General features: G+C 69.3%; 10 protein-coding genes, 1 pseudogene and 1 riboswitch. Of the genes and pseudogenes, 1 reads left to right on the forward strand and 10 read right to left on the reverse strand.

Annotation, left to right across the window (positions count from 1 at the left end; genetic code table 11):
- Positions 1–42 precede the first annotated feature (42 nt).
- From ON29_RS20005 to ON29_RS20035, 7 genes and pseudogenes are all read right to left on the reverse strand, one after another.
- Positions 43–1,080, reverse strand: coding sequence for a PHP domain-containing protein (locus ON29_RS20005; RefSeq protein ID WP_051175404.1), 1,038 nt, complete (start codon positions 1,078–1,080; stop codon positions 43–45).
- Positions 1,081–1,108: 28 nt separating this feature from the next.
- Entirely contained in the window at positions 1,109–1,690 is a 582-nt protein-coding gene (locus ON29_RS20010) for a dihydrofolate reductase family protein (protein WP_040868378.1), read from the reverse strand.
- A 64-nt stretch (positions 1,691–1,754) separates the two neighbouring features.
- Positions 1,755–2,615, reverse strand: a complete 861-nt coding sequence (mutM, locus tag ON29_RS20015) for a bifunctional DNA-formamidopyrimidine glycosylase/DNA-(apurinic or apyrimidinic site) lyase (RefSeq protein ID WP_040868379.1) — start codon at positions 2,613–2,615, stop codon at positions 1,755–1,757.
- A gap of 1 nt (position 2,616) precedes the next feature.
- Positions 2,617–3,330 carry a ribonuclease III gene (rnc, locus tag ON29_RS20020; RefSeq protein WP_040868381.1) on the reverse strand — a complete coding sequence of 238 codons (714 nt, stop codon included), beginning with the start codon at positions 3,328–3,330 and terminating at the stop codon, positions 2,617–2,619.
- Positions 3,331–3,352: 22 nt separating this feature from the next.
- Complete coding sequence (gene rpmF / locus ON29_RS20025) at positions 3,353–3,535, reverse strand: 50S ribosomal protein L32 (protein ID WP_014987105.1); 183 nt, start codon at positions 3,533–3,535, stop codon at positions 3,353–3,355.
- Positions 3,536–3,587: 52 nt separating this feature from the next.
- On the reverse strand, positions 3,588–4,217 hold the full coding sequence (locus ON29_RS20030) for a YceD family protein (RefSeq protein WP_083863860.1): 630 nt from the start codon (positions 4,215–4,217) through the stop codon (positions 3,588–3,590).
- Positions 4,218–4,313: 96 nt separating this feature from the next.
- Positions 4,314–5,059 (reverse strand): annotated as a pseudogene (locus ON29_RS20035) (DivIVA domain-containing protein).
- 384 nt (positions 5,060–5,443) lie between these two features.
- Between ON29_RS20035 and ON29_RS20040 the strand changes: the two are divergent.
- Entirely contained in the window at positions 5,444–5,962 is a 519-nt protein-coding gene (locus ON29_RS20040) for a GtrA family protein (protein ID WP_040868382.1), read from the forward strand.
- 77 nt (positions 5,963–6,039) lie between these two features.
- On the opposite strand, the gene coaD is transcribed toward ON29_RS20040, so the two are convergent.
- From coaD to ON29_RS20055, 3 genes are read right to left on the reverse strand one after another with little or no spacing between them, the layout of a single operon-like run.
- Positions 6,040–6,525, reverse strand: a complete 486-nt coding sequence (gene coaD, locus ON29_RS20045; RefSeq protein WP_040868389.1) for a pantetheine-phosphate adenylyltransferase — start codon at positions 6,523–6,525, stop codon at positions 6,040–6,042.
- 53 nt (positions 6,526–6,578) lie between these two features.
- Positions 6,579–7,142 carry a 16S rRNA (guanine(966)-N(2))-methyltransferase RsmD gene (gene rsmD / locus ON29_RS20050; protein ID WP_040868391.1) on the reverse strand — a complete coding sequence of 188 codons (564 nt, stop codon included), beginning with the start codon at positions 7,140–7,142 and terminating at the stop codon, positions 6,579–6,581.
- Complete coding sequence (locus tag ON29_RS20055) at positions 7,139–10,543, reverse strand: pyruvate carboxylase (RefSeq protein WP_040868393.1); 3,405 nt, start codon at positions 10,541–10,543, stop codon at positions 7,139–7,141. The genes rsmD and ON29_RS20055 overlap by 4 nt, the downstream gene beginning before the upstream one ends.
- Positions 10,544–11,212: 669 nt before the next feature.
- Positions 11,213–11,431: riboswitch (cobalamin riboswitch) on the forward strand.
- Positions 11,432–11,543 lie beyond the last annotated feature (112 nt).

An 11,543-nucleotide genomic window follows, 5' to 3' on the forward strand; every position in this document is an offset into this window, starting at 1 on the left:
CCCAGGCGAAGTCGAAGTATTCGGCAACAGTTAACCCGGCGGTCACGCTCCCGCGCGAGTCCAGGCCGAGAGATCCGCCAGCGGCCAGGTGTTGATCACCCGTTCCGGCGCGACACCGTTCGCGACCGCGCGTTCGCAACCGTAGCCCTGCCAGTCGAGCTGTCCCGGGGCGTGCGCGTCGGTGTCGATCGAGAAATAGCACCCCATCTCGGCGGCCAGTCGTAGCAATCGCGAAGGCGGATCGAGTCTTTCGGGCCTGCTGTTGATCTCCACGGCGGTGCCGTAGGTGCGGCACGCCTCGAACACCACCTCGGCGTCGAACGTCGACTCCGGCCTGGTGCCGCGTCCACCCGCGACCAAGCGGCCGGTGCAGTGGCCGAGCACGTCGACGTTGGGGTCGGCGACCGCGTACGCCATGCGCTTGGTCATCGTCGCGCTGTCGTCGCGCAGGTGCGAATGCACGCTGGCCACGACGATGTCCAGGCGGGCGAGCAGATCCGCCTGCTGGTCGAGCGTGCCGTCATCGAGGATGTCCACTTCGATGCCGGTGAGGATACGGAACGGCGCCATCCGGTCGTTGAGTTCGGCGACCACGTCGAGTTGCTTGCGCAGCCGGTCGGCCGACAGGCCGTTGGCCACGGTCAGGCGCGGCGAATGGTCGGTCAGGGCGCAGTATTCGTGCCCGAGCGCCGCCGCGACGCGCATCATCTCCTCGATCGGGCTGCCACCGTCGGACCAGTTCGAGTGCGTGTGCAGATCGCCGCGCAACTGTTCCCGCAACGGTTTGCCCGGCGCCCCGATCGGCTGGGCGGCCGCGCGCAACTCGGCCAGGTATCGCGGCACCACACCGGCGTACGCCTGCTCGATGACGGCGGCGGTCTTGGGCCCGATGCCTGCCAGTTCGGTCCAGCTGCCGGCCGCTCGGCGCGCCGCGCGCTCGTCGGCGGGCAATCCCGCGACGACGTCGGCGGCGCGCCGGTAGGCCTTCACGCGGTGGGTCTCCGCCCGGGAGCGCTCCAGCCAGAAGCCGATCTCCCGCAGCGCCGCCTCCGGACCGGGCGCCGCGGCCCGGTCCGGCATCCCGCTCGGATCCTGGTCGGGCACCGTGCTAGCGCACCCGGCTGTATTTGACGAAGGCCACGCCGTCCTCGAACACGGTGCTGGTGATCACCCGGAACTTGGCGGGTTCGGGCAGCCGCGAACCGGCGCCGAACAGCGGGCGGCCGCGGCCGAGCACGATCGGGTAGAGCTTGAGGAAGATCTGGTCGATCTCCGGCAGCAGCACCTGCGCCAGTTCGCCGCCACCGCACAGCCAGATGCCCAGCCCGCTCTCCCGTTTGAGTTCACGGACCTTCTCGACCGGGTTCTCCGAGATCAGCTCGACGGCCGGATCAGGGCTCTCGGGCAGCGTGGTCGAGACCACGAACTGCCGCAGGTGCGCGTACGGCGTTGAGGTGCCGGTGCGGACGCCGAAGTCGTGCGTCTTGCGCCCCATCAGCACGGTGTCGAAATAGCGATTGTGCTCCTCCACCCCGAGCGCCTCGCGGACCTTGGTGGGCAGCGTCTCGGGGTACTGCGCGTTGATCGACGGACCGTGGTCGCCGCCGACCGGGAAGAAGTCGACCGAGCCATCCTCGGTGGCGATGAATCCATCGATCGTCGACGCGACGTAATAGGTGAGCTTGCGCATGCTTCCCTTCCTCACGGCCGGCTGACATTCCGAACCGCCCTGAGGAAACGGTAGCCCGCCCGCGCTAGCGACGGCGAGGCTTCGGCTGGCAGCGCGGGCAGGAGTAGGACGAGCGGTTCATGAACCGCTCCCGGGTGATCGGGGCACCACACCGGCGACACGGCTCGTTCTCCCGACCGTATACGGCCAGGGCGCGTTCGAAGTAGCCCGACTGGCCGTTGACGTTCACATAGAGCGCGTCGAACGAGGTACCGCCCGCGGCGAGCGCTTCGCCCATCACCGTGGCCACATCAGCGAGCAATCCGCGCACCGCGGGCCTGGACAATCCCGAGGCGAGCCGGCCACCGTGGATCTTCGCCCGCCACAGCGCCTCGTCGGCGTAGATGTTGCCGATCCCGGAGACGACGCCCTGATCGAGCAGGACGCGCTTGATCTCACTCTGCTTGCCCCGGACGACGGCGACCACGGACTCGGGGTCGAAACGCGGATCCAGCGGGTCGCGGGCGATGTGCGCGACCGGCTGCGGCACCAGGGTGCCATCCACTTCGACCAGCGGCGCGAGCGCCCAGCCACCGAAGGTGCGCTGGTCGACGAAACGCAGCTGGGTACCGTCGCCGAAGGTGGCGCGGATGTGGGCGTGCTTCTCCAGCGGCGCGTCGGCGGGCTGGACCAGCATCTGACCGCTCATGCCCAGATGCACGACCAAGGCGGCTTCCGGGTCGTCGAAGGTGAGCCAGAGGAATTTGCCGCGCCGCTCGGCCGACTCGACCCGCAGGCCGGTCAACCGCGCGGCGAGATCGGCGGCGCCTTCGAGATGGCGGCGCACCGAGCGAGGATGGGTGATCGCCACCGATTCCACGACCCGGCCGACCACATGCTCGGCGAGGCCGCGTCGCACGACCTCGACCTCGGGTAGTTCGGGCACGTCAGGTTTCGGCGGTCAGCGCCTCGTAGGCGGCCCCCGCGGCCTTCTGCTCGGCTTCCTTCTTGGACCGGCCGACACCCTGCCCGTAGGCCCGTCCACCGACCACCGTGGTGGCGGTGAATTCCTTGTCGTGGTCGGGCCCGGTCGAGGTGATCTCGTAGCTGGGCACGCCGAGACCACGCTCGGCGGTGAGTTCCTGCAGGCTCGTCTTCCAGTCCAGTCCGGCGCCCATGCGCGGTCCGCGCTCGAGCAGTTCGGCGAACAGCCGCAACACCACGGCACGAGCCACCTCGATGCCGTGCTCCAGGTGCACGGCGCCGAGCAGTGACTCCATGCCGTCGGCGAGGATGCTCTCCTTGTCCCGGCCGCCGGTGAGTTCTTCGCCTTTGCCCAGTAACAGGTGCACACCGAGGCCGCCATCGCCGAGCCCACGGGCTACCTCCGCGAGCGCGCGCATGTTCACCACGCTCGCGCGCAGCTTGGCCAGTTCACCCTCGGACTTCGAGGGATGCTCGTGATACAGCCGTTCGGTGATGCTCAGCCCGAGTACGGAGTCGCCGAGGAACTCGAGACGCTCGTTCGTCGGCAGACCGCCGTTCTCGTACGCGTACGACCGATGGGTCAGCGCGAGACGCAGAAGATCCGGCTGCAGATCGACGCCTAGGGCGGCGAGCAGGCTCGCGTGTTCACCGGACGAGTCGGATTCGTCGGTCACGTCGCTACGACAGGTCTAACGATCAGACCGCGGCGGTGACCTGGCGGCCCTTGTAGGTGCCGCAGGACGGGCAGGCGATGTGCGGCAGGGTCTTCTCGCCGCAGGCGCGGTTCGGGCAGGTGATCAGGGTCGGCGCGGTGGCCTTCCACTGGCTGCGCCGCGACCTGGTGTTGGAACGGGACATCCGGCGCTTGGGAACGGCCACGACTACTTCTCCTCTGTCTAATTGCTCTGCCGGTTCGGCTGATCGGTCTTGCTCAGTGGTCTCGGTCGGCCGCACCCTCGTCGGGGCTGCCTGTGCCGGGCGATCCGGAGGCGAAGTTAGCCAGTCCGGCCCAGCGAGGGTCAAGTATCTCATGCCCGTGGTCGGATCCCGCAATCGCCATCCGTACGCCGCATTCCGGGCACAGTCCCGCGCAATCCGGCGAGCACAACGGCTGCAGCGGCAGCTCGAGACCGACGGCGTCGATCACCACGGGCTCCAGATCGATGGTGTCGTCGACCAGGCGGTGCACCTCGTCGTCCTCGGTGGTCTGCTCGGTGGCGCTGTCCGGGTAGGCGAACAGCTCGGTCACCCGCAGGGTGACCTCGTCGCCGAACGGCTCCAGGCAGCGCGAGCACTCCCCTTCGATCGGCGCGGTGACCGTGCCGGTCACCAGCACACCTTCGGATACCGCCTGCAACTGCAGGTCGAGTTCCACCTGCGCGCCCACGGGGACGGCGATCAGATCCAGACCGATCCGATTCTCGGTGGTGACGGTGCGGCGCAGCTCGCGCATGGTCCCCGGCCTGCGGCCGAGGCTGCGGGCGTCCAGCACGAAACCGGCGTCCGGCAACCGGCGCTTGGCCGACTTGGGACGCGACGCGGAACCGTAACCGGCGGACATCACGGACTCACTCACGCTCGAGGGGTATGGGCAACCACTCCACAATACGCGATCAGGAGGTGCGCTCCCAAACGCAGCCCCGCGCGCCCGGGGCCGCTACCTGCGGAATTCGCTGGCGTAGTCGGGTACGCCCGTGCCACTGCGCAGCTGATGACGTCCCCGCCCGACCGTCCGCAGCGTGCTGGTCAGCGTCTCCTCGAAGTCGGCCAGCCGGGAGTCGACGTAGTGATCGCATTCCTCGCGCAGGCGATCGGCTTCGGCGTGCGCGGCGTCGATCACCCTGGCCGACTCGGCGTGCGCGGCCCGGACCACCTCGGTCTGCGTGACCAGCCGCTCCTGCTCGGCGAGACCTTCGGCGACGGAGCGGTCGTAGGCGGCCTTGCCCGCCTCGATCATCCGGTCCGACTCGACGCGCGCCCGGCCGGTCACCGCCTCGTATTCGGCGTTGCCGTCGGCCACCACCCGATCGGCCTCCTCCTGAGCGGAGGCGACCAGGTGATCGGCGTGCGCACTCGCCTCGGCGACCATCCGGTCGGCGTGCGCCTTGGCATCGGCCAGGATGCGATCGGCTTCCTCGCGCGCCGAGGTGATGGTGTGCTCGGCCTGCTCGTTCGCTCCGCTCACGGCGGCCTCGGCCGCGGTCCTGGCATCGGACACGATCTTGTCCCGATGGTCGAGCACGTCTTGGGCGTCGTCGAGTTCGCCGGGCAGCGCGTCCCGGACGTCGTCGAGTAGTTCGAGCACGTCGCCACGCGGCACGATGCAGCTTCGGGTCGGGGGATGCCGCGCGCCTCTTCGACGATGGCGACAAGTTCGTCGAGCGCTTCGAATACGCGATACATGCTCACTACCCTCCTGCGGACTCACGGCGAAACTCTCCGCCCAGCCCAGTGTGCCCCTCGTCACGGCTCGTGCCGAGTCACTTTCCGGTGTGTCGTGCCAGTGTCTCGCACGCCACAGTAATCAAGTGGAGACCTCCTCTCCGCTTCGTGTTACATTTTTCTGGAAGGTCGACCAAGACCTTCGACACCTACCGCGTTCCCCCCGGATCGCGGACGAAAAAGCCGGAGGTATGGGCAACCCGCCGTCGAATGTCGACAGGCTCCGATGCGTCAGCGATTCCTGACCATGGGCTACGAACGGAACCTGTCCAGAGTCGACGGAAGAGGTGAGCGATCACCATCGCCGTTGTCCCCGCCGATGGCTTGTGTTCGATCGGAAAGACGATGACTGTTCTGGAACTACCGCGACCGGCGGGAGTGAGCGCCACCAGCTTCTTCGTGCCGTGGGGCGGCCCCTACCCGGCGTTGCCGGCCACCGCGGTCACGAGCAAGTTCGGACAGCTCGCCCAATATCTGCGCGGCGATCGCGCCTTCGCTCAGCTGATCCGGTTCGCGCTGGTCGGCGGGTCCAGCAATATCGCCTATGTCCTGCTGTTCTTCGCCATGCACGGCGCCGGGCCGCTGCTCGCCAATGTCGTCGGCTCCGTCGTCAGCACCATGATCGCCAACGAGCTGCACCGTCAGCTCACCTTCCACGCGGCGGGACGGGTCGGCTGGTTCACCGCGCAGTGGGAGGGCGGCGGGCTGGCGATGGTCGGCCTCGGCGTCACGACCGCCGCGCTTGCCGCACTCGGCGTGTGGGCCCCCGGCCTCGGGGACACCGCGCAGGCCGCCGCGATCCTCGCCATCACCGCCGCCGTCGGCGGCATGCGCTTCCTGGCCCTGCGCGGCCTGGTGTTCTGAGCCGGTTCCGACTCTTCGCAGCACTCAGGACGTACCGGTGCGGCGGGCCCCGGCCGCGTTCAGGGCTTGTTTCTCCGTCAGTTCTCGCGCTCGGCCAGGCGGTCGAGGAGGCGCTTGTGCACCGAAGGCGGCAGCATGTCGGCGACGTCGCCGCCGTACGCCGCGACCTCCTTGACCAGTGAGCTGGACAGGAAACTGAGTGACGGGTTGGTGGCGATGAAGAAGGTGTCCACCCCGGAGAGCTTCTTGTTCATCTGCGCCATCTGCAGTTCGTAGCCGAAGTCGCCCGCGTCGCGCAGGCCCTTCACGATCGCGGTGACGCCCTGCTCGCGGGCGAAGTCGACCAGCAGGCCCTGCCACGACTCCACCCGCACGTTGCCCAGGTGCGCGGTCGACTCGCGCAGCAGCTCGATGCGCTCCTCGACGGTGAACATGCCCTGCTTCTTCGGGTTGATCAAGACGGTGACGACGACCTCGTCGAACTGGGCCGCGGCCCGGGTGAAGACGTCGAGGTGTCCGTAGGTCACGGGGTCGAACGACCCGGGGCACAGTGCTCCTGCCATGAGGCGACGCTAGCAGGGCGACCGCCCGCGGGCACGCGCGGCCGGATCCGCGCCTACCCGTCCGGCTCGAACTCCGCGAGATCGATGCGTGTTTCGCCGTACCGTCGCGATTTGGCCGGGACGAAGCCTGCGGGCCAGGCTGTTTCGGGCGAACGCGCCGAACGCTCCAGCACCACCGACGCCCCGGGACGCAGCCAACCGTGCTCGGTCAGCGCCCGCAGATCGGCCAGCACCGCGGCGTTGTCCACCGCGTAGGGCGGGTCGGAGAAGACCACGTCGAAGCGGCCCGCCCCGCCCTGTCGCAGCACGCCGGCCACCGTCGCGACCCGCAGTTCGGCGCCGGGCAGCCCGAGGTCGGCGATGTTGCCGCGGACCACGGCCGCGGCCTTGCGGTCGGCCTCGACGAGCAGCGCGTGCTCGGCGCCGCGCGACAGCGCCTCCAGCCCGAGCGCGCCGGAACCCGCGTACAGGTCCAGCACGCGCGCGCCCGCGAAATCCAACCGGGCGTCCAGCGCGCTGAACAGCGCCTCCCGCACGCGGTCGGAGGTCGGGCGGGTGCCCGACGGCGGCACCCGCAGGCGCCGCCCACCCGCCGTTCCCGCGACGATCCGCGTCATCCGGCGGACGACTCCCGGACCGCCAGTTCGATGAGCAGGTCACCGCCTTCGACCTGTTGCACGGCGCCGATGGCGACGCGGCCGACGGTGCCCGCGCGGGGCGCGGTGATCGCGGCTTCCATCTTCATGGCCTCGATGGTGCCGATGGTGTCACCCGCCGCCACCGAATCGCCTTCGGACACCGCGAGAGTGACGACACCGGCGAACGGCGCCGCGACATGGCCGGGATTGGTCTTGTCGGCCTTCTCCGCCGCAGGGATCTCGCTGGCGATCGACCGGTCGCGCACCGAGATGGGCCGCAACTGCCCGTTGAGGATGCACATCACCGTGCGCATGCCGCGCTCGTCGGGTTCGGAGATGGCTTCCAGGCCGATGAGCAGGGTGACGCCCTTCTCCAGCTGCACCCGGTGTTCCTCGCCGCGACGCAGGCCGTAGAAGAACTGGTTGGCCGACAACCCGGAGGTGTCGCCGTACTTCTCGCGGTGGGCGAGGAATTCGGCGGTGGGGCCGGGGAACAGCAGCCGGTTCAACGTCGCCCGGCGCTCCTCGGAGCTACCGGCCAGGGCCTTCTCCTCCGCGGGCGTCAACGGTGTCTCGGGTTTGGCCGCGCCCCGCCCGGCGAGTGCCTTGCTGCGGAACGGTTCGGGCCAGCCACCGGCGGGGGTGCCCAGTTCGCCGCGCAGGAACCCGATCACCGAGTCCGGGATGTCGTAGCGGCCGGGGTCGGCGGCGAAGTCCTCGACCTCCACGCCGGTGCCGACCAGCGCCAGCGCCAGGTCACCGACGACCTTCGAGGACGGGGTGACCTTCACCAGACGCCCGAGCAGCCGGTCGGCGGCGGCGTATTTCGCCTCGACCTCCTCGAACCGGTCACCCAACCCGAGCGCGATGGCCTGCTGACGCAGGTTCGACAACTGCCCGCCGGGGATCTCGTGGGTGTAGACGCGACCCGTCGGCGCGGGCAGCCCGGACTCGAACGGCGCGTACACCTTCCGCAGCGCCTCCCAGTACGGTTCCATGTCGCAGACGTTTTGCAGGTTCAACCCGGTGTCGTACTCGCTGTGCGCCGCCGCGGCGACGATCGCCGAGAGCGCGGGCTGGCTCGTAGTGCCTGCCATCGCGGCACTCGCACCGTCGACGGCGTCGGCGCCGGCCTGCCAGGCGGCCAGGTAGGTGGCCAACTGCCCGCCGGGGGTGTCGTGGGTGTGCACGTGCACCGGCAGATCGAAATTGCTGCGCAACGCGGTGACCAGCTTGGTCGCGGCCGGAGCGCGCAACAGTCCGGCCATGTCCTTGATCGCGAGCACGTGCGCGCCCGCATCCACGATCTGCTCGGCCAGCTTCAGGTAGTAGTCCAGGGTGTAGAGCGTCTCGTCCGGATTCGCCAGATCGCCGGTGTAGCTGATCGCGACTTCGGCGACCGCGGTGCCGGTCTCGCGGACCGCGTCGATGGCCGGGCGCATCTGGTCGACGTTGTTGAGGGCGTCGAAGATACGGAAGATGTCGATGCCGGTGGCGGTCGCCTCGGAGACGAACGCGCGGGTCACCGCTTCCGGATACGGGGTGTAGCCGACGGTGTTGCGGCCACGCAGCAGCATCTGCAAGCAGATATTCGGGATCGCTTCCCGCAATGCCGCCAGCCGCTCCCACGGATCCTCGTACAGGAATCGCAGTCCCACGTCGTAGGTCGCGCCACCCCAGCACTCCACCGACAGCAGCTCCGGCGTCAACCGCGCCACATGCCCCGCCACTCCCAGCAGGCCGTTGGTGCGCACGCGGGTGGCCAGCAGCGACTGGTGCGCGTCGCGGAAGGTGGTGTCGGTGACGCCGACCGCCTTCTGCGCACGCAGCGCCTGCGCGAAGCCCTCCGGCCCCAGCCGCAGCAGCCGCTGGCGCGAGCCGTCCGGCGGTGGCACGCTCAGATCGATCGCGGGCAGCTTGTCGTGCGGGTACACCGTGGTCGGCCGCTCGCCGTGCGGCTTGTTCACCGTGACGTCGGCCAGGTAGTCGAGGATCTTGGTGCCCCGGTCGGCGGATTGACGCAGGGTCAGCAGCTGCGGACGCTCCTCGATGAACGAGGTGGTGACCCGGCCCGCCTGGAAGTCGGGATCGTCCAGCACCGCGAGCAGGAACGGGATGTTGGTGGCCACACCGCGGATGCGGAATTCCGCCAGCGCCCGGCTCGCCCGCGCCACCGCCGCGCCGAAGTCGCGACCGCGGCAGGTGAGCTTGACCAGCATCGAGTCGAAGTAGGCGCCGATCTCGGCGCCCAGGTTCGCACCGCCGTCCAGGCGGATGCCCGCGCCGCCGGGGGTGCGGTAGGCGGTGATGCGGCCGGTGTCGGGACGGAACCCGTTGGCCGGGTCCTCGGTGGTGATCCGGCACTGCAAGGCCGCGCCCCTGATCGTCACCGCGTCCTGGCTCAAGCCCAACTGCTCGAGCGTCTCCCCGCCCGCGATGCGCAGCTGCGACTGCACCAGGTCCACGTCGGTGATCTCCTCGGTCACCGTGTGCTCCACCTGGATGCGCGGGTTCATCTCGATGAAGACGTGGTTGCCGCGCTCGTCCAGCAGGAACTCCACGGTGCCCGCACACGAGTAACCGATCTGCCTGGCGAAGGCGACCGCGTCGGCGCAGATCCGTTCACGCAGCGCGGGGTCCAGATTCGGCGCGGGCGCCAGCTCGATCACCTTCTGATGCCTGCGCTGCACCGAGCAGTCCCGCTCGAACAGGTGCATCACATTGCCGTGCTGATCGGCCAGGATCTGCACCTCGATATGGCGAGGGTTCACCACCGCCTGCTCGAGGAACACCGTCGGGTCACCGAACGCCGACTCCGCCTCCCTGGAGGCCGCCTCGATCGACTCGCGCAACTGCTCCGGCGCGGCGACCCGGCGCATCCCGCGACCGCCACCACCGGCGACCGCCTTGACGAAGATCGGGTACTCCAGCTCGCGCGACGCGGCCAGCAACTCGTCCACGTCCGACGACGGTGCGCTCGAACGCAGCACCGGCAGACCGGCCGCCTTGGCCGCCTCGATGGCGCGCGCCTTGTTACCAGCGAGTTCGAGCACTTCGGCCGACGGGCCGATGAACGTGATGCCCTCGCGGGCGCACGCCGCCGCCAGATCGGGGTTCTCCGACAAGAACCCGTATCCCGGGTAGATCGCGTCCGCGCCCGCCGACTTGGCCGCCTCGATGATCGCCTCGATCGACAGGTAGGCCCGCACCGGATGACCGGGCTCGCCGATCTGGTACGACTCCGCCGCCTTCAACCGATGGACCGAATTGCGGTCCTCGTGGGGAAACACGGCGACCGTCCCGATGCCGAGTTCGTAAGCCGCGCGGAAGGCTCGGATGGCGATCTCGCCACGGTTGGCAACCAAGACTTTCGAGAACATTGACCTAAGGTACCCGGCCGCGTGAACCGCACCGACATGGAATCCCCCTTCGCAAACCTCTTCACAAGACCGCCTAGCACCGTTGCGAAGTTGCGTTCACAGCGCCGACACATGGGCGGCGCCGCAGCAACCGGTGTGCTGCCCGGCGGCCGGGGCCGGTCCGAGGTGGGATGCCGGTGGCCGTCGCGCGGTCGACCGGCGGCCGGGCTCGGCCTCGATACCTCGACACGCGGCCGCGGCCGCACACGAGGCGAACCACGCGCACGAGGAGTTCGGGGGTGCGGATCTCCGGTAGCCGCCGCCGGGTATGGGCGAAAAGCCGATCCGATTCCGCGCACGACACGGGGAATTCCGGGAAAGTCGATACGATCGGCGTTCGCGGTCCTGCCGATAGCCGGAACGCAAGCCGGCACCGAATCGGTACGCGGCGATCGGCTCGGGCAAATATTCGATGTGATGTCGCTCGCGGCAACTTTCGCGTCCGCGGCCGACCAGTGCGGCCATGCCGTGCGGCTCCCAGCCGATCGCAGGTGGCCGCGGCAGCAGCTTTCGATCTCGGGTCGGTCGTTCCTGGCGGCCGCGCCGCGTCCTATGCTGAGAGTGCAGCTGGTTCACCGCAGCACGACGAGATGGAGCCCCGACGTCGCGCGACGGAGTCGAGCCCGCCCGTGCGGCGACGTTACGGCGGGCGAGAGGGAACCCGGTGGGAATCCGGGACTGTCCCGCAGCGGTATGCAGGAACGACCGCCGTCACCAGGCACTGGGTTCACCGAGCCGTAAGGCTCCGCGACCCGGGAAGCGACGGCCAGTAGGTCGGCCATCGGGAGCACTCCGCCCGCACGGCCGGTGCCCGCGAGTCCGAAGACCTGCCAGTCGTGCCGGGTACGCCGTACCCGGCGGCCACCGCCTCGTGGATTGGGCGCGCGGATCACCAGCTGACGTGCCGGGCTCCTCGGCCGGGATTTCACCGGCATGTCACAAGGTTCTCCGCCTGCCCGTA

This window comes from Nocardia exalbida NBRC 100660 (genome assembly GCF_000308575.1).
Classification (GTDB): Bacteria; Actinomycetota; Actinomycetes; order Mycobacteriales; family Mycobacteriaceae; genus Nocardia; species Nocardia exalbida.

What these genes read in the sequence shown, in the direction of transcription:
- ON29_RS20005 (WP_051175404.1), bottom strand. Translation starts at nt 1,080, where the DNA reads ATGCCGGACCGGGCCGCGGCGCCCGGTCCGGAGGCGGCGCTGCGGGAG.
- ON29_RS20040 (WP_040868382.1), top strand. Translation starts at nt 5,444, where the DNA reads ATGACTGTTCTGGAACTACCGCGACCGGCGGGAGTGAGCGCCACCAGC.
- ON29_RS20010 (WP_040868378.1), bottom strand. Translation starts at nt 1,690, where the DNA reads ATGCGCAAGCTCACCTATTACGTCGCGTCGACGATCGATGGATTCATC.
- ON29_RS20030 (WP_083863860.1), bottom strand. Translation starts at nt 4,217, where the DNA reads ATGTCCGCCGGTTACGGTTCCGCGTCGCGTCCCAAGTCGGCCAAGCGC.
- coaD (WP_040868389.1), bottom strand. Translation starts at nt 6,525, where the DNA reads ATGGCAGGAGCACTGTGCCCCGGGTCGTTCGACCCCGTGACCTACGGA.
- ON29_RS20055 (WP_040868393.1), bottom strand. Translation starts at nt 10,543, where the DNA reads ATGTTCTCGAAAGTCTTGGTTGCCAACCGTGGCGAGATCGCCATCCGA.
- rsmD (WP_040868391.1), bottom strand. Translation starts at nt 7,142, where the DNA reads ATGACGCGGATCGTCGCGGGAACGGCGGGTGGGCGGCGCCTGCGGGTG.